Annotated in this window: 21 protein-coding genes and 1 riboswitch; of the genes, 9 read left to right on the top strand and 12 right to left on the bottom strand. The window is 52.8% G+C overall.

Features of this window, described 5'->3' with window-relative positions; translation table 11 throughout:
• Window positions 1-6: 6 nt before the first annotated feature.
• The 7 genes from ftsL to leuO all read right to left on the bottom strand — a co-directional run bounded on the left by ftsL (window position 7) and on the right by leuO (window position 7,136).
• Window positions 7-372: a cell division protein FtsL gene (gene ftsL, locus OGX96_RS02155; protein WP_000625651.1), complete on the bottom strand. Its 366-nt coding sequence runs from the start codon at window positions 370-372 to the stop codon at window positions 7-9.
• Entirely contained in the window at window positions 369-1,310 is a 942-nt protein-coding gene (gene rsmH, locus OGX96_RS02150; RefSeq protein WP_003018789.1) for a 16S rRNA (cytosine(1402)-N(4))-methyltransferase RsmH, read from the bottom strand. Before rsmH ends, ftsL begins: the two co-directional genes overlap by 4 nt.
• Before the next feature lies 1 nt (window position 1,311).
• Window positions 1,312-1,770 carry a division/cell wall cluster transcriptional repressor MraZ gene (gene mraZ / locus OGX96_RS02145; protein ID WP_003018792.1) on the bottom strand — a complete coding sequence of 153 codons (459 nt, stop codon included), beginning with the start codon at window positions 1,768-1,770 and terminating at the stop codon, window positions 1,312-1,314.
• Window positions 1,771-2,382: 612 nt separating this feature from the next.
• Window positions 2,383-3,387 carry a catabolite repressor/activator gene (cra, locus tag OGX96_RS02140; RefSeq protein ID WP_003018794.1) on the bottom strand — a complete coding sequence of 335 codons (1,005 nt, stop codon included), beginning with the start codon at window positions 3,385-3,387 and terminating at the stop codon, window positions 2,383-2,385.
• A gap of 264 nt (window positions 3,388-3,651) precedes the next feature.
• A complete protein-coding gene (gene ilvN, locus OGX96_RS02135; protein WP_003829566.1) occupies window positions 3,652-4,143 on the bottom strand; it encodes an acetolactate synthase small subunit in 492 nt (163 codons plus the stop codon).
• Between the two features lie 2 nt (window positions 4,144-4,145).
• Complete coding sequence (gene ilvI, locus OGX96_RS02130) at window positions 4,146-5,870, bottom strand: acetolactate synthase 3 large subunit (protein ID WP_020996230.1); 1,725 nt, start codon at window positions 5,868-5,870, stop codon at window positions 4,146-4,148.
• 318 nt (window positions 5,871-6,188) lie between these two features.
• Window positions 6,189-7,136 carry a transcriptional regulator LeuO gene (gene leuO / locus OGX96_RS02125; RefSeq protein WP_020996231.1) on the bottom strand — a complete coding sequence of 316 codons (948 nt, stop codon included), beginning with the start codon at window positions 7,134-7,136 and terminating at the stop codon, window positions 6,189-6,191.
• Between the two features lie 654 nt (window positions 7,137-7,790).
• Between leuO and leuL the strand changes: the two genes are divergently transcribed.
• From leuL to leuD, 5 genes are all read left to right on the top strand, one after another.
• The gene (gene leuL, locus OGX96_RS02120) at window positions 7,791-7,877 is read left to right on the top strand and encodes a leu operon leader peptide (RefSeq protein WP_048998978.1); all 87 of its coding nucleotides are present in this window, start codon (window positions 7,791-7,793) and stop codon (window positions 7,875-7,877) included.
• A gap of 90 nt (window positions 7,878-7,967) precedes the next feature.
• Complete coding sequence (leuA, locus tag OGX96_RS02115; RefSeq protein ID WP_008786191.1) at window positions 7,968-9,539, top strand: 2-isopropylmalate synthase; 1,572 nt, start codon at window positions 7,968-7,970, stop codon at window positions 9,537-9,539.
• Window positions 9,539-10,630, top strand: coding sequence for a 3-isopropylmalate dehydrogenase (leuB, locus tag OGX96_RS02110; protein WP_003829570.1), 1,092 nt, complete (start codon window positions 9,539-9,541; stop codon window positions 10,628-10,630). The genes leuA and leuB overlap by 1 nt, the downstream gene beginning before the upstream one ends.
• A gap of 2 nt (window positions 10,631-10,632) precedes the next feature.
• The gene (leuC, locus tag OGX96_RS02105; protein WP_128611332.1) at window positions 10,633-12,033 is read left to right on the top strand and encodes a 3-isopropylmalate dehydratase large subunit; all 1,401 of its coding nucleotides are present in this window, start codon (window positions 10,633-10,635) and stop codon (window positions 12,031-12,033) included.
• A gap of 10 nt (window positions 12,034-12,043) precedes the next feature.
• On the top strand, window positions 12,044-12,649 hold the full coding sequence (gene leuD / locus OGX96_RS02100; protein WP_003829572.1) for a 3-isopropylmalate dehydratase small subunit: 606 nt from the start codon (window positions 12,044-12,046) through the stop codon (window positions 12,647-12,649).
• Between the two features lie 45 nt (window positions 12,650-12,694).
• Here the strand turns inward: leuD and idnR are convergent, their stop codons facing one another.
• From idnR to sgrT, 5 genes are all read right to left on the bottom strand, one after another.
• The gene (gene idnR / locus OGX96_RS02095; protein WP_032944294.1) at window positions 12,695-13,687 is read right to left on the bottom strand and encodes a DNA-binding transcriptional regulator IdnR; all 993 of its coding nucleotides are present in this window, start codon (window positions 13,685-13,687) and stop codon (window positions 12,695-12,697) included.
• Between the two features lie 82 nt (window positions 13,688-13,769).
• Window positions 13,770-15,053, bottom strand: a complete 1,284-nt coding sequence (locus OGX96_RS02090; RefSeq protein WP_003829574.1) for an MFS transporter — start codon at window positions 15,051-15,053, stop codon at window positions 13,770-13,772.
• Window positions 15,054-15,111: 58 nt separating this feature from the next.
• Entirely contained in the window at window positions 15,112-15,876 is a 765-nt protein-coding gene (gene idnO, locus OGX96_RS02085) for a gluconate 5-dehydrogenase (RefSeq protein WP_008786186.1), read from the bottom strand.
• 278 nt (window positions 15,877-16,154) lie between these two features.
• Window positions 16,155-17,333: a sugar efflux transporter gene (locus OGX96_RS02080; protein ID WP_003829576.1), complete on the bottom strand. Its 1,179-nt coding sequence runs from the start codon at window positions 17,331-17,333 to the stop codon at window positions 16,155-16,157.
• A gap of 108 nt (window positions 17,334-17,441) precedes the next feature.
• Window positions 17,442-17,570, bottom strand: coding sequence for a glucose uptake inhibitor SgrT (gene sgrT, locus OGX96_RS02075; protein ID WP_003829577.1), 129 nt, complete (start codon window positions 17,568-17,570; stop codon window positions 17,442-17,444).
• Window positions 17,571-17,669: 99 nt separating this feature from the next.
• Between sgrT and sgrR the strand changes: the two genes are divergently transcribed.
• The 4 genes from sgrR (at window position 17,670) to thiQ (ending at window position 22,778) form a co-directional block, all read left to right on the top strand.
• A complete protein-coding gene (gene sgrR, locus OGX96_RS02070) occupies window positions 17,670-19,325 on the top strand; it encodes an HTH-type transcriptional regulator SgrR (RefSeq protein WP_198802710.1) in 1,656 nt (551 codons plus the stop codon).
• Window positions 19,326-19,372: 47 nt separating this feature from the next.
• A riboswitch (TPP riboswitch) is annotated at window positions 19,373-19,496 on the top strand.
• A 30-nt stretch (window positions 19,497-19,526) separates the two neighbouring features.
• Window positions 19,527-20,510 (top strand): thiamine ABC transporter substrate binding subunit, encoded by a 984-nt coding sequence (gene thiB, locus OGX96_RS02065; protein WP_008786184.1) that lies wholly within the window; start codon window positions 19,527-19,529, stop codon window positions 20,508-20,510.
• Window positions 20,486-22,096: a thiamine/thiamine pyrophosphate ABC transporter permease ThiP gene (gene thiP / locus OGX96_RS02060; protein WP_198802708.1), complete on the top strand. Its 1,611-nt coding sequence runs from the start codon at window positions 20,486-20,488 to the stop codon at window positions 22,094-22,096. Before thiB ends, thiP begins: the two co-directional genes overlap by 25 nt.
• Window positions 22,080-22,778 carry a thiamine ABC transporter ATP-binding protein ThiQ gene (thiQ, locus tag OGX96_RS02055; RefSeq protein ID WP_198802706.1) on the top strand — a complete coding sequence of 233 codons (699 nt, stop codon included), beginning with the start codon at window positions 22,080-22,082 and terminating at the stop codon, window positions 22,776-22,778. Before thiP ends, thiQ begins: the two co-directional genes overlap by 17 nt.
• Window positions 22,779-22,801: the final 23 nt, after the last annotated feature.

Here is a 22,801-nt window from a genome sequence, read left to right as displayed (position 1 = left end):
TTATCCTTATTTTTGTACTACGATATTTTCTTGTGAGGGATCGACATGCTGCATTTGCAGCTTTTCCGTTGCGATCCGTTCAACACGGCTATGGTCGCCGAGCGCGTTCTCCTCAAGGATCAAGTTGCGCCATTCGATATCCAGCGCATCTCGCTCCAGAACCAGCTGCTCACGCTGCGCAGTCAGTAACCGCGTATGGTGTGCTGTTGTCACGACGGTAACCGCCGTCAAAATAATGCAAATGAACAGGCAGAGTGGCAGCTTCCCAAACCGCAAAAGATCGTCACCGATCACGCCAGGCAAGGCATGGCGCTCGTTGCTTCCTATCGATCCTTTAACTTTGCTGAGGGCTTCTGTCACTCTGCTGATCATGCGTTCGTCCTCTCTGCAATACGCAGAACTGAACTACGGGCACGAGGATTCTCAGCTACCTCTTCTTCACCCGGCATCATCTTGCCTAGTGCTCTTAACTCACGGCCGCCCAGCTTTTTGATCTGCGCTTCGGTCATCGGTATTCCAGCCGGTACCTGAGGACCACGGCTTTGTTCACGCATAAAGCGTTTCACAATGCGGTCTTCAAGCGAATGGAAACTGATGATCGAAAGGCGACCACCTGGAGCCAGCACGCTGAGCGAGCTTTTTAGCGCCTGCTCTATCTCCTCCAGTTCACTGTTCACCCAAATGCGCACCGCCTGGAAGGTACGGGTCGCGGGATGTTTGAATTTGTCCTTCACCGGCATTGCCGCTGCAATAACTTCCGCCAGCTCTTTGGTGCGGGTCATCGGTTCGATGCGGTTGCGCTCCACGATGGCGCGCGCAATGCGTTTGCCGAAGCGCTCTTCGCCAAAGGTTTTAATCACCCAGGCAATGTCTGCTTCATCGGCGGTTTGCAGCCATTCGGCCGCTGACTGACCGCGTGTTGGGTCCATACGCATATCTAACGGACCGTCACGCATAAACGAGAAACCGCGCTCTGCGTCATCGAGCTGCGGTGAAGAAACGCCGAGATCGAGAAGAATCCCGTCGATCTTACCGGTCAGTCCACGCTCGGCGACATAGTCAGCCAGCGCAGAGAAAGGTCCATGTACGATGGAGAAACGGGGATCGGTAATCGTTTTTGCAACGGCAATAGCCTGCGGATCGCGATCGATTGCCAGTAAACGTCCCTCTTCGCCAAGCTGGGAGAGGATCAGACGTGAGTGACCGCCGCGACCAAATGTCCCGTCAATGTAGATGCCGTCTGGACGAATATTCAGGCCGTTTACGGCTTCATCCAGCAACACCGTTGTATGTTTATAATTTTCCGTCATTTTATAGAGACAAATCCTGCAATCGTTCCGACAACGCGCCAGTAACAGACTGCTCAGCGTCGATATCTTCCTTGACCTGTTGATACCAGGTCGTTTCATCCCACAGCTCAAACTTATTGAACTGCCCAACCAGCATCACTTCTTTCGTTAGCCCTGCGTGTTGCCGCAGAATGGGTGCTATCAGTAATCGACCAGCGTTATCCATCTGACATTCGCTGGCATGACCCAACAATAAGCGCTGTACGCGGCGCTCAACTGGATTCATGCTCGACAGACGCGATAGCTTCTGCTCGATTATTTCCCATTCAGGCAGGGGGTACAGCAGCAGGCACGGGTGATGGATGTCAATGGTGCAAACCATTTGACCGGTAGCGCTCTCAAGCAGTTGATCCCGATAACGGGTAGGCACGGATAAGCGCCCTTTACTGTCGAGATTAACTAACGTTGCTCCCCGGAACATGCCAGTCTCACCCCCAATTACCACTTTATCCCACAAATTCCCACTTAAAGGAGTTTACGGAGCGGAGGAAAACCTTGTCAAGCAAGTCGCGGCGCTTAGCGGAGCAAAAAACCCATTGTTTACGGCTAATATCAGCGTTGAACAAATTCCGTACAGCAAACGAAGCAAATTAACGTCATGAATATTTGTAAGAAAAAAATCCAACAACTCATCATTGTTTAAAACAACTGAATATCATCCAAAGAAAATATAAAGTGTCAGTTTGCGACGCGAGCGGCATTTTAGGACAATATGCAGCGAGTTAACAGTACCAGTTAATCGGTCTGTACGCCGCGCAGAGCCGAGGAAAGCACCAGATGGCCGCAATACGAGAGCAAAGTGTTTGTTAATTCGGCAAATCCATACAAGCATGTAACAAAATAATACAAGCGTAACGCGTCGTTACGTATCAATAACCCAAAAATGGATAGTTGCATTTTTAATTCGGGGTATTTCAAGAATGATTTCAGATAATTCTAAAGAATATTCTTAAATATAATGCGGTTATTTCTGAGAATAGAAAAATTGAAGACGTCAGAGGCTTATCCCGCCGACGTCATCAATTGAGGAAACTTAGTTACGGCTGAGAATACCGCGACGGTACAGATTACGCCGTATACGCGTTAAACCTGGTTTTGGTTTACGCGGTTCGTCCAGACTTGCCAGTACAATCTCCAGCACGCGTTCTGCGACATCACGATGGCGCTGTGCCACTGCCAGTACCGGGCACTGCAGGAAGTCGAGCAGTTCGTGATCGCCAAAAGTCGCAATCGCTAAATCAGACGGCAGTTGCCCATCACGACGCAGGGTCACATCCATCACGCCCTGCAACAGGGCAAACGACGTGGTAAACAACGCCTGAGGCATTGGGTGCGTTTCCAGCCATTTATCAAACAACTGCGCAGCCGCTTCCCGCTCATAGCTGTTGGCGTACAGGAAATGGACTTCACGCGGATCGTCCTTCCACGCGGTACGAAAACCCTGCTCGCGCAGGAAACTGACGGATAATTCAGGAAGCGCGCCCAGATAGAGGACGGTTTCAGCAGGGAATTTGCGTAACTCCTCTGCCAGCATTTCCGCATCATCCTGATCCGCCCCCACAACGCTGGTAAAATGTTCGCGGTCCAGTGCACGGTCCAGCGCCACAATCGGGAATGAACTGTTTGCCCAGCGTTGGTAGAACGGATGCTCAGGCGGCAAAGAAGTCGACACAATAATGGCATCGACCTGGCGCTGTAAAAGATGCTCAATACAGCGCATTTCGTTATCCGGCTGATCTTCAGAGCAGGCAATCAACAACTGATACCCACGCTGACGCGCCTGGCGTTCCAGATAGTTTGCGATCCGGGTATAGCTTGTGTTCTCAAGATCCGGGATCACCAGCCCGATAGAACGTGTGCGTCCAGCACGCAGCCCGGCCGCCACGGCATTCGGGTGGTAATTATGCTCACGCACCACCGCCATGACTTTTTCAACCGTTTTGTCGCTTACGCGATATTGCTTTGCTTTGCCATTAATAACGTAGCTTGCAGTCGTTCGCGAAACGCCGGCCAACCGAGCGATTTCATCCAGTTTCACAATTGCCCCTTGCGTAAAATGTACAAACCATAACCTTTTAGATGGCATGGGTTAAACTTCTTAACATCTAAGCGCAGAATAATGACTGCGGCAACCGCTTTTGTCTCTGGTTACTGCTGATTTCGCAAAAAAAAGCGCAGCAGGTAGCATCAGCGAAAGCGGGTTCGTTACCTGCAGGCAGGATAAGGCGTTTATGCCGCTATCCGGCATGACCTCCACGATGAGGCCTGATAGCGCTTTGCTTACCAGGCCTACGGTTGACGATTAGCGCATAATTTTATCGCCACGGGAGAGTCCCACCACACCGGAACGAGCAACTTCCACAATTTTGGCGACTTCACGCAAGGTTGCCAGAAACGCATCCAGCTTGTCGCTGGTGCCCGCCAGTTGTACGGTGTAGATAGACGGCGTCACATCGATGATTTGCCCGCGGAAAATCTCCGTGTTGCGTTTCACCTCCTCCCGGCCATAACCGCTGGCCTGGATTTTCACCAGCATGATTTCTCGTTCAACGTGGGCCCCCTGCCCCAGCTCGCTAACGCGCAGAACATCCACCAGTTTGTGGAGCTGCTTTTCGATCTGCTCAAGGACTTTCTCATCCCCTACCGTCTGAATCGTCATCCGCGATAAGGTGGGGTCGTCGGTCGGCGCGACGGTCAGGCTTTCAATGTTGTATCCACGCTGGGCGAAGAGGCCAATCACCCGCGACAATGCACCCGACTCATTTTCCAGCAATACTGATAATATCCGGCGCATAATCAGGTCCTCTCCGTTTTGCTTAGCCACATTTCATCCATCCCGCCCCCACGAATCTGCATCGGGTAGACATGCTCACTGCCGTCGACGGTGACGTCGACAAACACCAGGCGATGGTTACGCACATGCTCCAGCGCTTCACCCAGCTTGCTCTCCAGTTCATCTGGATGATTAATCTGGATACCGATATGCCCATAAGCCTCAGCAAGGCGCACAAAATCGGGCAGCGACTGCATGTAAGACTGGGAGTGACGCCCGGAGTAGATCATGTCCTGCCATTGTTTGACCATGCCGAGATAACGGTTGTTAAGGTTGAGCACCAGCACCGGCAGTTCATACTGCAGCGCCGTCGACAGCTCCTGGATGTTCATCTGAATGCTGCCATCCCCGGTGACGCACACTACCGTTTCATCCGGCAATGCCATTTTCACCCCTAACGCCGCAGGTAAACCGAATCCCATCGTGCCGAGGCCGCCTGAGTTAATCCAGCGACGCGGTTTATCGAACGGATAATAAAGTGCGGCAAACATCTGATGCTGGCCAACGTCAGAGGTCACATACGCTTCCCCTTTCGTCAGACGCCAGATGGTTTCAATCACCGCCTGCGGCTTAATGCTTTCGCTTTGCGTGTCGTATTTCAGACACTGACGGGCGCGCCAGTGCTCAATCTGTTGCCACCAGTCACGGTTATCATCCAGTGGCTGCTGTGATTTCTCTTGCTCCAGCAGTTCGAGCATTTGATCCAGCACCAGACGGGCATCACCCACAATCGGAATATCCGCAGTAACGGTTTTAGAAATAGAGGTCGGATCGATGTCGATATGCAGCACGGTCGCATTCGGACAGTATTTTGCCAGGTTATTTGTCGTTCGATCGTCAAAGCGAACGCCGACAGCAAAGATCACATCGGAATGATGCATGGTCATATTCGCTTCGTAGGTACCGTGCATCCCTAACATGCCCAGCGCCTGACGATGCGTGGCAGGAAACGCGCCCAACCCCATTAGCGAGGAGACAACCGGCAGATTCAGCGCTTCAGCAATCTGAGCTAACTGCTCATGGCAAGCAGCATTGACCGCGCCACCGCCCACATAGACAACCGGTTTCTTCGCCGCGACCAGCGTCTGTAGCGCCCGTTTGATCTGTCCTTTGTGCCCCGTCGTCGTCGGATTATACGAGCGCATACTCACCGAGTCCGGCCAGCTATAAGGCAGTTTCTTCGCCGGATTCAGAATATCCTTCGGCAAATCCACCACCACCGGCCCTGGGCGACCGCTTGCTGCCAGCCAGAAGGCTTTTTTCAGCACCTGTGGGATATCTTCCGTTTGTTTGACCAGGAAGCTGTGTTTTACCACCGGGCGGGATATACCTACCATGTCGCACTCCTGGAAGGCATCGTAGCCAATCAGCGACGTTGCGACCTGTCCGGAGAGGATCACCAGCGGAATGGAATCCATGTAAGCCGTTGCGATTCCGGTAATCGCGTTGGTCGCCCCCGGTCCGGAGGTAACTAATACGACCCCCACTTCTCCCGTGGCACGCGCCAGGCCATCAGCCATATGTACCGCCGCTTGTTCATGGCGAACCAGCACATGATCAATACCGCCGACCGTATGCAGCGCATCATAAATATCGAGAACGGCCCCCCCGGGATAACCGAATACCTGCTTCACACCCTGATCGATGAGCGATCGGACGACCATCTCGGCTCCAGACAACATCTCCATGGCTTGCCTCACTCTTATAATGAATTACGGTTTAACAACACATTAACCGCTGACGATGACGCATGGCAATTGACTCCGAAGGGGTGTCACTGGAGTAAATAAGAATAAAAAGGAGGAAAGACGCGAATAAACGGAGAATTAAACCAGCATAAGCAATCAGTATGATAAATAATCGCTTAAAAATGGGAACTTACAGCAATTACTCTATTTTTTGACACTTTTGGACAGACGTAAAAAATAGAGTTCAGCATAAAATTTCAGTTATAAAGACAAAAGCAGAATAAACAGGATGTATTGTCCGGTTTACTCTGCCAAGTGCTACTGCTTACAAACGGAGACTAACAGCTCTTCCATCCATTGATGTCCTTTATCTCGGCCCGCGGCTTCATGCCAGGAAAGATAGCATGTGCGGCTGTTCAATTTTAACGGTAAAGGTAAGATCTGTAGTTCTAAAGAATCGGCAAATTCTTCTGCTAACCAACGCGGCGCAATAGAGACCAAATGCGTTTGCGACACAATATTAAGAACGCTAATTAATGCCATGCCCTGATAAGCTACGCAGGATTGTTTATCCGGTGTGTCATACCATGGTTGGCTGAATGATGCGAAGCGATCAAGTGACACCACCGCATGCTGTTCATTATAGACATCGCTTTCCAATAACGGACCACTAATGCGCGGATGCTTTTTACTTGCGACTAACACCATTTCGTCATTGAATAACGGAATACTGGTAAATTCAGGACGACGGAATTCTTCATAGCTAATAACGAATTCTGTTTCCTGGTAACGTAATTGATGCTCTGTATTTTGATTGAGTGAAGATTTAAATACGACATGAATGTTTGGTGCAACTTGCTCAACCCGATTATAAATCAACGACGTCAGAATATTATCCAATGGGCTGCATACGCAAAGATTGAATACGCGCTCGCTGCTGGCTGGCTCAAAACCCGATCCAGGCAGTTCATTTTGCACTAATTGCAATGCCTGGCGAACAGAACCAAATAGCTGGAAGGCTCTTGCTGTCGGCTGGATACCGCGTCCATAACGAACAAAAAGCTCATCATTAAACATCACTTTCAGGCGCGCGACCGCATTACTGACAGCGGGTTGCGACATCCCCAAAGTATGCGCGGCACGGGTAATGTTTTGTTCTTGCATCACCGCATCAAAGACGGTTAATAAATTAAGATCAACCATGCGAAGCTGTGGCTTCCCCATATCTATAATATTTGTTTTATCTATTATTTTTACTTCTGGCATATTTAACTCCACTGTCACTCTAAACTCCCTTTTCCCAGACGGAGTGAAGAAATAATCTCCGTTAATATGATTTACCATACATATAAGATGAGAAAAAGAAAAAACATTAAAATTAGGAAAACATAAAGGCACAAACCTAAATGAACAAAAAACCAATGCGAGCGCAGTGTGGCAGGTGTCACTGCACGGTGATTCATATGTTTAAATTTCAAAAACAATATAACCATAAGCATGGCGAATATACAATCATACGTATCGTGAATACGTATTTAAGTTTTAATTAAATGTTTATATTATTAATACATTAAAAGTTAACATTAATTTATCAATTATGTGGTGTTACACTGCCCATAGCCATTCATGATTACTATAAGAACAGATAAATCATAAAGATATGAAATCCCAAGAGCGACCTTTTCTTCAGTTCGCCGTTACAATAAATGCAAATAATTATGCTCAAATATGTCAAACCATGAAAAGTATGTACAACCATCAACTGATTAATTTTATGTACTCCGAAAAATTCAGCACAATTCGCTTAAGTTTTGCAGAAACTTCTCCCCTTAAGTAAGGCATTTGCTGGGGTGAGGGTTGACATCAGTCTTCATATCCAGTACCACTAAAAGCATATCGCATTCGCCTGGAGCTTAATTGATGACTTACATTGCTCGTTTTAACGGTCTACTACTACTAAACGCATCTTCATTGCGCGGTAGACTGGTGGACGACATTCAGCATTAAGTCAGCTCCAGTTAAGACAAAAACCCGCGCCGTTGCGCGGGTTTTTTTATGCTCGAAGCAAGGCGCCCTAAGAAACCAAGGACCTAAACCATGAGCCAGCAAGTCATTATTTTCGATACCACCTTACGCGATGGTGAACAGGCGTTACAGGCAAGCCTGAGTGTGAAAGAAAAACTGCAGATTGCGCTGGCCCTTGAGCGTATGGGCGTTGACGTGATGGAAGTAGGTTTCCCCGTTTCTTCACCGGGCGACTTTGAGTCAGTTCAGACCATTGCTCGTCAGGTTAAAAACAGCCGCGTTTGCGCCTTAGCCCGCTGCGTAGAAAAAGATATCGACGTCGCTGCAGAATCGCTGAAAGTCGCTGAAGCTTTCCGTATTCATACGTTTATCGCCACCTCGCCGATGCACATCGCGACGAAATTACGCAGTACGCTGGATGAAGTCATTGAGCGCGCGGTCTACATGGTTAAGCGTGCGCGTAATTATACCGATGACGTGGAGTTCTCCTGCGAAGATGCAGGCCGTACCCCTATCGCCGATCTGGCTCGCGTGGTTGAAGCTGCTATTAACGCGGGTGCCAAAACCATTAACATCCCCGATACCGTCGGTTACACCATGCCTTTCGAATTTGGGGCAATCATTTCTGGCCTGTATGAACGCGTACCAAATATCGATAAAGCCATCATCTCCGTACACACCCATGATGATTTAGGTTTGGGCGTCGGCAACGCGCTGGCAGCCGTTCACGCCGGAGCGCGTCAGGTGGAAGGCGCGATGAACGGTATCGGCGAACGCGCCGGTAACTGCTCACTGGAAGAAGTGATCATGGCGATCAAGGTGCGTAAAGATATCCTGAATGTACAGACCCGCATCAATCACCAGGAGATCTGGCGTACCAGCCAGTTAGTTAGCCAAATCTGCAACATGCCTATTCCGGCAAACAAAGCCATTGTCGGTAGCGGCGCCTTTGCCCACTCCTCCGGCATCCATCAGGACGGCGTACTGAAAAACCGTGAAAACTACGAAATCATGACGCCTGAATCCATTGGTCTGAACCAGGTACAGCTGAACCTGACCTCCCGTTCCGGACGCGCCGCGGTGAAACACCGTATGGATGAGATGGGATATAAAGAAAATGAATACAGCCTGGACAACCTGTATGACGCATTCCTGAAACTGGCGGATAAAAAAGGTCAGGTATTTGATTACGACCTGGAAGCGCTGGCCTTCATTAATAAACAGCAGGAAGAACCAGAGCATTTCCGTCTGGATTACTTCAGCGTGCAGTCCGGCTCAAACGACATCGCCACCGCCTCCGTCAAGCTGGCCTGCGGTGACGAAGTCAAAGCCGAAGCGGCGAACGGTAACGGTCCGGTCGATGCTATTTATCAGGCCATCAACCGTGTAACTGAGTACAACATCGAACTGGTGAAATACAGCCTGACCGCCAAAGGGCACGGTAAAGATGCGCTGGGTCAGGTGGATATCGTTGCCAACTATAACGGTCGTCGTTTCCACGGCGTCGGTCTGGCGACAGATATCGTCGAATCTTCTGCTAAAGCGATGGTGCATGTGCTGAACAACATCTGGCGCGCCGAAGAAGTCGAAAAAGAATTGCAACGCAAAGCTCAGAACAACGAGAACAACAAGGAAACCGTGTGATGTCGAAGAATTATCATATTGCTGTTTTGCCGGGTGACGGTATTGGCCCGGAAGTAATGGCGCAAGCCCTGAAGGTACTGGACGCAATCCGCAACCGCTTTAATATGCGCATTACCACCAGCCACTACGACGTGGGTGGTGCCGCTATCGATAACCACGGTCAGCCGCTGCCACCTGCAACGGTTGAAGGCTGTGAACAAGCTGACGCCATTCTGTTTGGCTCCGTTGGCGGCCCGAAATGGGAAAACTTACCGCCAAACCAGCAGCCAGAGCGTGGCGCGCTGCTGCCATTGCGTAAGCACTTCAAATTATTCAGCAACCTGCGCCCGGCTAAGCTCTACCAGGGGCTGGAAGCGTTTTGCCCTCTGCGCGCAGATATTGCCGCGAACGGTTTCGACATCCTGTGCGTACGCGAACTGACTGGCGGGATTTACTTCGGTCAACCAAAAGGCCGCGAAGGCAGCGGACAACATGAAAAAGCCTTTGATACCGAGGTTTATCACCGTTTCGAGATCGAACGTATTGCGCGTATCGCGTTTGAATCCGCTCGCAAACGTCGCCGTAAAGTTACGTCGATTGATAAAGCTAACGTACTGCAAACGTCTATTCTGTGGCGCGAAATCGTCAATGAAATTGCTAATGAATACCCGGACGTTGAACTGGCGCATATGTACATCGACAACGCGACTATGCAATTAATTAAAGATCCATCCCAGTTCGACGTGTTGCTGTGCTCTAACCTGTTTGGTGACATTCTGTCTGATGAGTGCGCCATGATCACCGGTTCAATGGGCATGTTACCGTCCGCCAGCCTGAATGAGCAGGGCTTCGGTTTGTACGAGCCTGCTGGCGGCTCCGCTCCGGACATCGCCGGGAAAAATATTGCCAACCCTATCGCCCAGATCCTGTCGCTGGCGCTGCTGCTGCGCTACAGCCTGGATGCCAATGATGCGGCAACCGCAATTGAGAGCGCCATCAACCGCGCATTAGAAGAAGGCATTCGCACCGGTGACTTAGCCCGTGGCGCTGCCGCAGTCAGTACCGATGAAATGGGCGACATCATTGCCCGTTACGTCGCAGAAGGGGTGTAATCATGGCCAAAACGTTGTACGAAAAATTGTTTGATGCGCACGTCGTCTTTGAGGCGCAAAACGAAACCCCACTGTTGTACATCGACAGGCATCTGGTGCATGAAGTGACCTCTCCGCAGGCGTTTGATGGTCTGCGCGCGCATGGCCGTCAGGTGCGCCAGCCAGCCAAAACCTTTGCCACCATGGATCACAACGTCTCGACCCAAACCAAAGACATCAACGCGTCGGGTGAGATGGCGCGCATCCAGATGCAGGAGCTGATTAAGAACTGTAACGAATTTGGCGTCGAGCTGTACGACCTGAACCATCCGTATCAGGGTATCGTTCACGTGATGGGGCCAGAACAAGGCGTGACGTTGCCGGGTATGACCATCGTCTGCGGCGATTCCCACACCGCTACACACGGCGCGTTCGGCGCACTGGCATTTGGCATTGGCACCTCTGAAGTTGAACACGTTCTGGCGACGCAGACCCTGAAACAGGGGCGCGCCAAAACCATGAAGATTGAAGTCAACGGTAAAGCAGCCGCTGGCATTACCGCCAAAGATATCGTGCTGGCGATTATCGGTAAAACCGGTAGCGCAGGCGGTACCGGACACGTGGTTGAGTTTTGTGGCGAAGCCATCCGTGCATTGAGCATGGAAGGCCGGATGACCCTGTGCAATATGGCCATTGAAATGGGCGCCAAAGCGGGTCTGGTCGCACCGGATGAAACGACCTTTAACTATGTTCAGGGTCGTTTACACGCACCGAAGGGCGAGGATTTTGACCACGCGGTTACATACTGGAAAACCCTGAAAACCGACGACAACGCGACGTTTGATACCGTCGTTACCCTGCAGGCAGAAGAGATCGCTCCGCAGGTCACCTGGGGAACAAACCCGGGTCAGGTCATCTCGGTGAACGATAATATTCCCGACCCGGCGTCATTTGCCGATCCCGTTGAGCGTGCATCAGCTGAAAAAGCGCTGGCGTATATGGGGCTGAAACCGGGTATTCCGTTAACGGAAGTGGCTATCGATAAAGTGTTCATCGGTTCCTGCACCAACTCGCGTATTGAAGATTTACGCGCCGCGGCAGAAATCGCCAAAGGGCGCAAAGTTGCGCCGGGCGTGCAGGCACTGGTGGTGCCGGGCTCTGGTCCGGTGAAAGCGCAGGCGGAAGCAGAAGGTCTGGATAAGATCTTTATCGAAGCCGGTTTTGAATGGCGTTTACCGGGCTGTTCCATGTGCCTGGCGATGAACAATGACCGCCTGAACCCAGGCGAACGCTGCGCATCCACCAGCAACCGTAATTTTGAAGGTCGTCAGGGCCGCGGTGGTCGCACGCATTTAGTCAGCCCGGCCATGGCCGCCGCTGCCGCCGTTACCGGTCATTTTGCCGACATTCGCAGCATCAAATAAGGAAACTACCATGGCAGAGAAATTTACCCAGCATACCGGCCTGGTTGTCCCACTGGATGCCGCCAACGTTGATACCGACGCAATTATCCCTAAACAGTTTTTGCAGAAGGTTACGCGCACCGGTTTTGGCGCCCATCTGTTTAACGACTGGCGTTTCCTGGACGAAAAGGGCCAACAGCCGAATCCTGAGTTCGTTTTAAACTTCCCGGAATATAAAGGGGCATCAATTCTGCTCGCACGGGAAAACTTTGGCTGCGGCTCTTCACGCGAACATGCGCCGTGGGCACTGACCGATTACGGCTTTAAAGTGGTGATCGCACCAAGCTTCGCCGACATCTTCTACGGCAACAGTTTCAATAACCAACTGTTGCCGGTGACCCTGAGCGACGCGCAGGTAGATGAAATGTTCGCGCTGGTGAAAGCCAATCCGGGCATTAAATTTGAAGTGGATCTGGAAGCGCAGGTGGTGAAAGCAGGCGATAAGTCCTACAGCTTTAAAATCGACGACTTCCGCCGCCACTGCATGCTGAACGGTCTGGACAGCATCGGGTTGACGCTGCAGCATGAAGCGGCCATCACCGAGTACGAAGACAAGCAGCCAGCATTTATGCAGTAATCTCTTCCGCTGGTCACCGCACGGTGGCCAGCCCTTTCTCTTCGCCTACAGCGTATCGCCGTAATAGATTTGGTAGCCAAGATTGACGCTGCCCGGCGCATCTTTCCCGTTCAAACGCTTAATCAGAATATCCGCCGCCGTTTTGCCAATCTCAAAGCGTGGCGTAATCACGCTGGCGATTTTTTGCAGCCGCGCACGGCCAATTTCCAGCCCGTGGAAACCGGCAATCGCCATTTTTCCCGGCACATCGTACTGCTGTGCCTGACACTCCAGCAGCGCGCCAACCGCCAGGTCATCGTTGGTACAGAAAATAGCGTCAATATCCGGCTTTTCCGCCATCGCCTGCTGGAACATCTTACGTCCCAGCGCCACCGACGAAATAGTTTTTGGCGCCAGGTGGTACGCTTCCAGTCCCTGCGCCGCCAGCGCTTTCTCGGTGCCGCGAAAACGGCTAAGGTCTCGGGGGTCATCCATCGAGCCAAAGAAAGCAATGCTGCGTTTACCGCTGTCGATAAAAGCCTGCGTCATTTCAAACGCGGCTTTTTCGTTATCAAACCCAACCTGTATATCAAGATACTGGCCGCTAATATCCATCAGTTCCGCCACCGGTACGCCGCTGGCGCGCACGTACTGGATCATTCGCTCTGTATGCAGCTTTCCCGTGAGGATCAGGCCGTCGATATTGTAAGAGAGCAGGTTCAGCACCTCGCGTTCTTCACGCTCGGCATCATATTCGTAGTTGGCGATCAGCGTCTGGTACTGGCAGGCCGAGGTGACGGATTCAATCCCTGCCAGCACGTCGGCAAAGATCTGATTACGAAACGAGGGGATCAGCACACCAATGGTTTTGCTGCGTGCGTTGAGCAAAATTTCCGGGGCGCGGTTGGGGATGTAGTTGTTCTCTTCCATCACTTTCGAAATCAATTCGCGGCTGCGTTGCGACACCTGATTCGGGTCACGCAGATAACGGCTGACCGTCATCTTATTCAGCCCGGCCAGATTAGCGATATCCTGTAATGTCATCCGATTGTTTTTCATGAGGTTCTCTACGACCAACAGCCCATTATGCTCGCAGAGAACCTTATCACAGCCGGTTAGCGACTGCACTCCTCGCTCAACCTTAACGCGTCGCCATCTCAGCCGACGGCGACGTGGTTTCATTTTGCGCACGAACGCAGTACATCAGCACCACCGACGCCAGCAGAGCAATCGCCATGAAGGTGTAGGAGACGCCCGGCCCGCCGGTCACACCGTTGAGGTAACCCACCAGCCACGCGCCGAGGAATGCCCCTAACGCGCCAAAACTGTTGATCATCCCCATCGACACGCCGGAGACGTTGCGCGGCAGCAGTTCGGGGATCAGCGCAAAGAACGGCCCGTAAGGCGCATACATACAGGCGGCGGCCACAACCAGCAGCGCGTAGGAGAGCCAGAAGGACTGGTTGCCCAACAGCCACGAGGCAAAGAACGCGATGGCGGCAATCAACAGCAGCGGCCAGATAAACAGCTTACGGTTCTGGAACTTATCGGACAGCCAGGAGACGGTCAACATCAGGCAGATCGCCGCCAGATACGGTACCGCTGCCAGCCAGCCCACCGCCACGATGTCCATCTGCGCCGCATTTTTGAGGATTGACGGCATCCACATCATGAAGCCATACACCCCGATGCTCCACAGCGCATGCACCGCGCAAAGCATAATGACGCTGCGTGAACGCATCGCTTCACCGTAGTTACGCATCGGTTTGATGTCGCGCTGCTCGCGATCCATCGCCTGCTGTAATGCCTGTTTCTCCTGCTCGCTCAACCAGCCCGCATCCGCCGGTTTGTCCCGTACCAGAATCACCCAGCAGAACGCCCAGATCACCGCCGGGATACCTTCGATAATAAACATTTCGCGCCAGCCCCAGGCTTCAATCAGGTAGCCGGAGACAATCGACATCCACAGCACTGTGACCGGGTTGCCGAGAATTAAAAAGGTGTTGGCGCGCGAGCGTTCAGTTTTGGTAAACCAGTTGCTGATATAAATCAGCATCGCGGGCATTACCGCCGCTTCGACGATGCCGAGAATAAAGCGGATCGCCATCAGCGTTGGGATATTGCTGACAAAGCCGGTCGCCGCGGCACAAAGCCCCCAAAGGATCAGGCTGTAAAAAATCATTTTGCGCACGCTATGCTTTACGGCGTACATCGCGCCCGGCACCTGGAAAAAGAAATAGCCCAGGAAGAATAACGCGCCAATTAACGATGCTGTTCCCTGAGTAATCCCTAAGTCATGTTCAATACCGGCGGCAGCGGCAAAGCCGTAATTGGCGCGGTCGAGATAAGCTAAGCTGTAGGTAATAAAAATAATCGGCATTAAATACCACCAGCGACGCGCTGGCAGTTTTGCGAGCATATTCATACTCACTCCTTGGATTATTGTTTTATCGCTCAGGCCGCGCGTTGCGGCCCATTATTGATCAGACCGCGGCCAGCATGCCGCCGTCCACAAACAGAAGATGCCCATTCACAAAGTCAGAAGCGGGCGCGGCAAGATAAACCGCCGCGCCGATCAGCTCCTCCGGGTTACCCCAGCGAGCGGCGGGCGTGCGCTGGAACAGCCAGGCGGAGAATGCTTCATCGTTGACCAGCGCGGTGGTCATGTCGGTGGCGAAATAGCCGGGAGCAATGCCATTGACCTGAATATTGTATTCCGCCAGTTCCACGCACATGCCACGGGTTAACATTTTGACCGCGCCTTTTGACGCCGCGTATGGAGTAATGGTTTTACGACCTAATTCGCTTTGCATTGAGCAGATATTAATAATCTTCCCGCGGCGGCGTTGCACCATGTAGCGGGAAACCTGCTGCGACACCAGAAAGACCGATTTCTGGTTTACATCAATCACTTTGTCCCATTCAGCCTCCGGGAATTCGGTGAAGGGAAAACGACGCTGAATTCCGGCGTTGTTAATTAAAATATCAATGGCCCCAACTTCCTTTTCGATTTGCGCGATGGCGCGCGCAACCTCTTCCCCGTTGGTGACATCAAATCCATAGCCAACGGCGCGATAGCCTTCGGCAACCAGTTTGTCCGCCGCCGCCTGAGCGCGCTGCTGGGTAATATCGTTAATCACAATCTCAGCACCGTGCGCCGCCAGACCGTTGGCCAGCAGGTTACCAATGCCCTGAGCGGAACCGGTAATCAGCGCGCGTTTACCGGTCAGGTCGAATAGGTTCTTCATAAAAAACTCCTTTTTTAATAACTGTTACGCGTAACTGTATACGCGTAACAGTAGAAAAAAGAAGATCCAGGAAGAGGAAAATGATCGTTATGTGATCAACATTGCATTTACGTGCAAGATGAAAAAAAGAGGGATTGGCCTGATAAGCGTAACGCGATCAGACCGTAAGGACAGGTTGCCGGATGGCGGCGTAAACGCCTTATCCGGCCTACAAAAACGACAAAAGCGAATACGAAATGTCGTCCGGTCGGGCACTGCAACGCCGGGACTGCACCGGACTAAACATCCTTCACCCGCCCGGTCATCCACAGCGTCACCACCGAAATCACCGCAATCACCCAATAGACGGCATAGTGACCGTAGCTTTGCGCAACAGCCCCCTGAATCACCCCTGCCAGAATGACTCCCGTTGAAATACTGTTGGTAAATAATGTGGTCGCTGATCCCGCACGTCCGGGCATCAGATCCTGAAACCACAGCATGCCTATCCCGGCGATAATACCGATAAATACCGCGTTAAACAGTTGCAGCACCAGCAGCGCCGTACGGCTGTGAAAGAAGATCAAACCAAGATAAAACAGCACACCTGCCGCTACGGCCGCGATCATCATTCGCCGTTTGCCAAAGCGCTTCACGTAATAGCCCGCAAGAATCATCGCCGGAATTTCCAGTCCAGCCGCCGTCCCCATTAGAATCCCGGCCAGCTTGTCCGGCAAGCCCAGTTCGAGGCTTATCCACAGCGGCATATCGATGATGTACATGGTGTTGCAGGTCCACATCAGAGTGGAGGCAATAAACAACATGCGTACATTTTTGTCCTGCCAACCGCCGGTCTGTTCCAGCGGCACGTCTACAGGCTGCTCCACCCGAGCAACTGACGGCAGTATCAGCGCAATCAGCACCAGGCTAATGGCAAAAATCCCTGCGGCAATGGAAAACATCGCCGTAAAGCCGTAATTCAGCGCCAGCATAAAAGCCAGCGGTGGGCCAATTACCCAGGCCAGTGAAAGCTGCGCACGCATCACCGAGCTAAACATCACTACTTCACGCGCGGAGTTATCAGCATATTCCCGCGCCAGCGCAAACAGCTGCGGCATGGCGGTGTTCGCCAGCGAGGCCAGCAGCACACCGCAGGTGATCAGCGTAAGATAGTGACGATTAAAGGCAAACAGCAACGCATTGCCAATTGCCATCAGGCAGCAGAACATGATCAACTTACGTCGATCGCCCTGGCTGTCGGATCGTTTCGCGAGGCCAAGGCTGACGACGATCCCGACAATCGCATTGACGGTGTAAAACAGCCCGACCCAAAATGGCTGCGCCCCGACTTCACGGCTCAGGAACAGACTCAGCGTGGGTGCCTGCAATGCCCCCGCCACGCCCATCATAAAAGCGACCAGCATAAATGCCGCGTAAACGCCGTTGAGGCGCCGTCCCATGGTCATAATCCAGAGCATATCTTTCCTTTTAAGCGCAGCTGAAACGAAAAAAGCCAGCAGATGATACCTGCTGGCGCGGCGATTAACACCAATACTCAGTCACACATGATGTCTGCAATTTTCAATTCAGGAGTCAGATGTCATCTCCCACTGCATCAGCTCTTCGAGCATCTTTAAGCGCTGCGGGGCGCTCGGGCAAGCCAACCAGGACGATTTTTCTGTCGCGGTAAAGTACTTCAACCAGAACTGACGCATAGATGACCCCTTCGTTGTCTCATCGCTTCATCGGAATCTATTATTGGCTTAATATAGGGATTATAAAATTGCTGAGTTTTCCGCAGGAGTTCCCCTTTTATGTCTTCTGGTCGTTTGCAACAACAGTTCATCCGTCTGTGGCAATGCTGTGACGGCAAGACGCAAGAAACGACGCTCAACGAGCTGGCGGATCTGCTGAGCTGCTCGCGCCGCCATATGCGTACGCTGATTAATACCATGCAGGATCGTGGCTGGTTAACGTGGGAAGCTGAAGTTGGACGAGGCAAACGCTCGCGACTGACATTCCTCTATACCGGGCTGGCGCTCCAGCAGCAGCGCGCGGAAGACCTACTGGAACAGGATCGCATCGATCAACTAGTGCAGCTTGTCGGTGACAAAACGGCCGTCCGGCAAATGCTGGTCTCCCACTTGGGCCGCAGCTTTCGCCAGGGTCGGCATATCATGCGCGTTCTCTATTATCGCCCGATGCACAACCTGCTCCCCGGTACGGCATTACGCCGCTCCGAAACCCATATCGCCCGCCAAATCTTCAGTGCCTTAATTCGGGTAAATGAGGAAAATGGGGAACTGGAAGCGGACATTGCCCATCACTGGCAGCAAATTTCACCTTTGCATTGGCGATTCTTCCTGCGCCCGGGGATCCATTTTCATCATGGCCGCGAGCTGGAAATGGAAGATGTTATCGCCTCGCTGAGGCGCATTAACGCCCTGCCGCTGTACTCACACATCACGCAGATCGTCTCCCCCACGGCCTGGACGCTGGATATCCATCTGGCCCAGCCAGATCGCTGGCTTCCCTGGCTATTGGGGCAGGTCCCCGCCATGATCCTGCCGCGAGAATGGGAAACGCTAAACAACTTTTCCAGCCGCCCGATTGGTACCGGTCCGTATGCGGTAATGCGCAATACCAATAACCAACTGAAAATTCATGCATTTGATGATTACTTTGGCTACCGGGCGCTGATTGACGAAGTTAACGTTTGGGTATTACCCGACATCGGAGAAGAGCCTGGCGGCGGGTTGACGCTAAAAGGTCCAACAGAGGATGAAAAGGCGATCGAAAGCCGCCTCGAAGAAGGTTGCTACTACCTGTTGTTTGATGCGCGTAGCCACCGTGGCGCGAACCAGGAGGTTCGCGAGTGGGCAAGCCGCGTTCTCTCGCCAACGAATTTAATCTGCCACGCCGATGAACAGTACCAGCGGTTGTGGTTTCCCGCCTACGGTTTGCTTCCCCGCTGGCATCACGCCAAACCTGGCCATGGTGAAAAACCCGCCGGGCTGGAAACGCTGACGATCACCTACTATCGCGATCATATCGAACACCGGATTATCGCGCAGATCATGAAAACGTTGCTGGCGCAGCATCAGGTACAGTTGAATATTCAGGAGATCGACTACGATCAATGGCATGCAGGTGAAATCGTCAGCGATATCTGGCTCAACAGCGCCAACTTTACCCTCCCGCTGGACTTCTCATTGTTCGCCCATTTGTGCGAAGTCCCTTTGCTGCAAAACTGTATCTCGCGGGACTGGGAAAACGATGCGGCTCGCTGGCGAACGGGCGAAATGAGCCTGGCAGCATGGTGCCAACAGTTGCTCGCCACAAAGGCCATTGTGCCATTAATCCACCACTGGCTGATCATTCAGGGACAGCGCAGTATGCGCGGGCTGCGCATGAATACCCTCGGCTGGTTTGATTTTAAATCGGCGTGGTTTGCTCCGCCGGATCCATAAGAGCCAGCTCTTAATTGCTGCCCGGCAACAAAATCACTACACTAACGCCGTTCTCAACGGGGTGCTAAATAAAAACATACACAAAATCATTCGATCTGTGTATGGGCTGAGAGATACCCGTCGAACCTGATCCGGATAATGCCGGCGAAGGGATTTGAGGCTTATCTCAAGTCCTTTGCCACCCAACTCTTGAGGTGCAAAGTGTTTAAAAAATGTCTTCCGCTTTTACTGCTGTGCGCAGCGCCTGCCTTCGCTAAACCTGTACTGACCGTCTATACCTACGACTCGTTCGCAGCTGACTGGGGCCCGGGCCCGACAATCAAAAAAGCCTTTGAAGCTGACTGCAACTGCGAGCTAAAACTGGTCGCGCTGGAAGATGGCGTCTCGCTGCTTAACCGCTTGCGCATGGAAGGAAAAAACAGCAAAGCCGACGTCGTGCTGGGTCTGGATAACAACCTGCTGGAAGCGGCCACGCAAACCAAACTGTTTGCCAAAAGTGGTGTTGCAAACGACGCCGTTAACGTACCCGGGGGCTGGAAAAACGATACCTTCGTTCCGTTTGACTACGGCTATTTCGCCTTCGTTTATGATAAGAACAAGCTGAAGAATCCGCCCAAAAGCCTGAAAGAACTGGTAGAGAGCGACCAAAAATGGCGCGTCATTTATCAGGATCCGCGTACCAGCACGCCGGGATTGGGTCTGCTGCTATGGATGCAGAAAGTCTATGGCGATAAAGCGCCAGAGGCGTGGCAGAAGCTGGCGGCAAAAACCGTCACCGTCACCAAGGGCTGGAGCGAAGCCTACGGCCTGTTCCTGAAAGGTGAAAGCGATCTGGTGCTCAGCTACACCACCTCTCCGGCCTATCACATCATCGCCGATAAAAAAGACAACTACGCCGCAGCCGACTTTAGCGAAGGCCATTATTTGCAGGTGGAAGTCGCCGCCCGTACCGCGGCCAGCAAGCAGCCGGAACTGGCCGAGAAATTCCTGAAGTTTATGGTATCCCCGGCATTCCAGAATGCGATTCCGACCGGCAACTGGATGTATCCCGTGACGCAAGTCGCCCTACCGCCAGGATTCGAGCAACTGAATAAACCGGCCACCGCGCTGGAATTTACGCCGCAGCAGGTTGCGGCCCAGCGTCAGGCATGGATTAGCGAATGGCAACGCGCCGTCAGCCGCTAATCCCCGGCTGGCTGGTTCCAGGGCTTACCGCCGCCACGCTGATGGTGGCCGTTGCCCTGGCCGCATTTTTGGCACTGTGGTTTAACGCCCCGCAGGGAGAATGGCTCTTGCTGTGGCAAGACGACTACCTGTGGCACGTGGTGCGCTTTTCTTTCTGGCAGGCTTTTTTATCCGCTGTGCTGTCGGTTGTCCCGGCGATTTTCCTTGCCAGAGCGCTCTATCGTCGCCGTTTTCCAGGACGTCTGGCGCTGCTGCGCCTGTGCGCGATGACGTTAATCCTGCCAGTGCTGGTCGCGGTATTCGGTATTCTTAGCGTCTACGGCCGCCAGGGTTGGCTGGCCTCGCTCTGGCATACATTCGGGCTGGAGTGGACGTTTTCGCCATACGGTTTGCAGGGCATTCTGCTGGCGCATGTCTTTTTCAATCTGCCGATGGCCAGCCGCCTGCTGTTACAGTCGCTGGAGAATATTCCCGGCGAACAGCGGCAGTTAGCCGCTCAGTTGGGTATGCGTGGCTGGCATTTCTTCCGTTTTGTTGAATGGCCGTGGCTGCGTCGTCAGATCCTGCCCGTCGCGGCACTCATCTTTATGCTGTGCTTCGCCAGCTTCGCCACCGTTCTGTCGCTGGGCGGCGGGCCACAGGCCACCACCATCGAGCTGGCTATCTACCAGGCGCTGAATTTTGATTACGATCCTGCCCGCGCAGCCATGCTGGCGTTGATCCAGATGGTTTGTTGTTTGGCGCTGGTGCTCCTCAGTCAACGTCTGAGCCGGGCGATTGCTCCCGGTGCTACCCTGGTACAAGGCTGGCGCGATCCCGACGATCGCCTGCACAGCCGACTGGCTGACGCAATCCTGATTATTCTTGCCCTGTTGCTGTTACTGCCGCCGTTGCTGGCGGTGATTGTCGATGGCTTAAACCGCCATGTTCTGGATGTACTGATGCAGCCAGTGCTGTGGCAGGCGCTGGGAACCTCGCTGCGCATCGCATTAGCAGCAGGAGCGTTATGCGTCGTGCTCACTATGATGCTGTTATGGAGCAGTCGTGAACTTCGTGCCCGACAGCAACTGCTGGCAGGTCAGATGCTGGAGTTGAGCGGCATGATGATCCTCGCCATGCCGGGCATCGTGCTGGCAACCGGCTTCTTTCTGCTGCTCAATAACACCATTGGTCTTCCTGAATCTGCCGACGGCATTGTCATTTTTACCAATGCGCTGATGGCGATCCCTTATGCACTGAAGGTACTGGAAAACCCAATGCGTGACGTCACTGCGCGCTACAGTATGTTGTGCCAGTCGTTGGGCATTGAGGGATGGTCGCGCCTGAAAGTGGTTGAACTGCGCGCCCTGAAGCGCCCGCTGGCGCAGGCGATGGCGTTTGCCTGCGTCCTGTCGATCGGCGATTTTGGCGTAGTGGCATTATTTGGTAATGAGGATTTCCGTACCCTGCCGTTTTATTTATATCAGCAGATTGGCTCTTATCGCAGTCAGGATGGCGCGGTTACGGCGTTATTACTGCTGATCCTGTGCTTTACGCTGTTTACCGTTATTGAGAAATTGCCGGGTCAAAATGTTAAAACTGATTGATATCACATGGCTTTATCACCATTTGCCTATGCGCTTTACGCTGTCGGTCGCGCGCGGTGAGCAAATAGCTGTACTCGGGCCCAGCGGCGCCGGGAAAAGTACGCTGCTGAATCTGATTGCCGGCTTTCTCACGCCTGCCAGCGGTACCATGATGATTGACGGTGAAGATCACACCACCACGCCTCCCTCACGCCGTCCCGTTTCCATGTTGTTTCAGGAAAATAACCTGTTCAGCCATCTGAGCGTACAGCAAAACATCGGCCTGGGCCTGAATCCGGGATTGAAGCTGAACGCATCGCAGCGGGAGAAAATGCACCACATCGCTCAACAAATGGGACTCGACTCTCTGCTGGAACGCCTCCCCGGTGAGCTTTCCGGCGGGCAGCGGCAGCGCGTGGCGCTGGCGCGTTGTCTGGTGCGAGAACAACCTATTTTACTGCTTGATGAACCGTTCTCAGCGCTCGATCCCGCGCTGCGCCAGGAGATGCTAACGCTGGTCGCCGAAGTCTGTCGCGAGAAGCAGCTGACGTTGCTGATGGTTTCTCACAGCGTAGAAGATGCGGCGCGAATTGCGTCCCGCTCGATTGTGGTCGCCGATGGGCGCATCGCGTGGCAGGGCAAAACGGACGATCTGTTAAGCGGCAACGCCAGCGCCTCGGCGCTATTGGGAATTAAAGCATAATGCGTTGCCGGATGACGGCGTGA

Origin of the sequence: Citrobacter sp. Cpo100 (assembly GCF_030332595.1) — a bacterium.
Lineage (GTDB): Bacteria > Pseudomonadota > Gammaproteobacteria > Enterobacterales > Enterobacteriaceae > Citrobacter > Citrobacter portucalensis.
Note: the sequence above shows the minus strand (reverse complement) of the source record. Positions and strands in the feature narration are given on the sequence as shown.

What these genes read in the sequence shown, in the direction of transcription:
- leuL (WP_048998978.1), top strand. Translation starts at nt 7,791, where the DNA reads ATGACTTACATTGCTCGTTTTAACGGTCTACTACTACTAAACGCATCT.
- leuD (WP_003829572.1), top strand. Translation starts at nt 12,044, where the DNA reads ATGGCAGAGAAATTTACCCAGCATACCGGCCTGGTTGTCCCACTGGAT.
- leuB (WP_003829570.1), top strand. Translation starts at nt 9,539, where the DNA reads ATGTCGAAGAATTATCATATTGCTGTTTTGCCGGGTGACGGTATTGGC.
- mraZ (WP_003018792.1), bottom strand. Translation starts at nt 1,770, where the DNA reads ATGTTCCGGGGAGCAACGTTAGTTAATCTCGACAGTAAAGGGCGCTTA.
- idnR (WP_032944294.1), bottom strand. Translation starts at nt 13,687, where the DNA reads ATGAAAAACAATCGGATGACATTACAGGATATCGCTAATCTGGCCGGG.
- OGX96_RS02080 (WP_003829576.1), bottom strand. Translation starts at nt 17,333, where the DNA reads ATGCTCTGGATTATGACCATGGGACGGCGCCTCAACGGCGTTTACGCG.
- ilvI (WP_020996230.1), bottom strand. Translation starts at nt 5,870, where the DNA reads ATGGAGATGTTGTCTGGAGCCGAGATGGTCGTCCGATCGCTCATCGAT.
- thiQ (WP_198802706.1), top strand. Translation starts at nt 22,080, where the DNA reads ATGTTAAAACTGATTGATATCACATGGCTTTATCACCATTTGCCTATG.
- idnO (WP_008786186.1), bottom strand. Translation starts at nt 15,876, where the DNA reads ATGAAGAACCTATTCGACCTGACCGGTAAACGCGCGCTGATTACCGGT.
- OGX96_RS02090 (WP_003829574.1), bottom strand. Translation starts at nt 15,053, where the DNA reads ATGAATATGCTCGCAAAACTGCCAGCGCGTCGCTGGTGGTATTTAATG.
- sgrR (WP_198802710.1), top strand. Translation starts at nt 17,670, where the DNA reads ATGTCTTCTGGTCGTTTGCAACAACAGTTCATCCGTCTGTGGCAATGC.
- ftsL (WP_000625651.1), bottom strand. Translation starts at nt 372, where the DNA reads ATGATCAGCAGAGTGACAGAAGCCCTCAGCAAAGTTAAAGGATCGATA.
- sgrT (WP_003829577.1), bottom strand. Translation starts at nt 17,570, where the DNA reads ATGCGTCAGTTCTGGTTGAAGTACTTTACCGCGACAGAAAAATCGTCC.
- ilvN (WP_003829566.1), bottom strand. Translation starts at nt 4,143, where the DNA reads ATGCGCCGGATATTATCAGTATTGCTGGAAAATGAGTCGGGTGCATTG.
- leuC (WP_128611332.1), top strand. Translation starts at nt 10,633, where the DNA reads ATGGCCAAAACGTTGTACGAAAAATTGTTTGATGCGCACGTCGTCTTT.
- leuA (WP_008786191.1), top strand. Translation starts at nt 7,968, where the DNA reads ATGAGCCAGCAAGTCATTATTTTCGATACCACCTTACGCGATGGTGAA.
- thiP (WP_198802708.1), top strand. Translation starts at nt 20,486, where the DNA reads ATGGCAACGCGCCGTCAGCCGCTAATCCCCGGCTGGCTGGTTCCAGGG.
- rsmH (WP_003018789.1), bottom strand. Translation starts at nt 1,310, where the DNA reads ATGACGGAAAATTATAAACATACAACGGTGTTGCTGGATGAAGCCGTA.
- leuO (WP_020996231.1), bottom strand. Translation starts at nt 7,136, where the DNA reads ATGCCAGAAGTAAAAATAATAGATAAAACAAATATTATAGATATGGGG.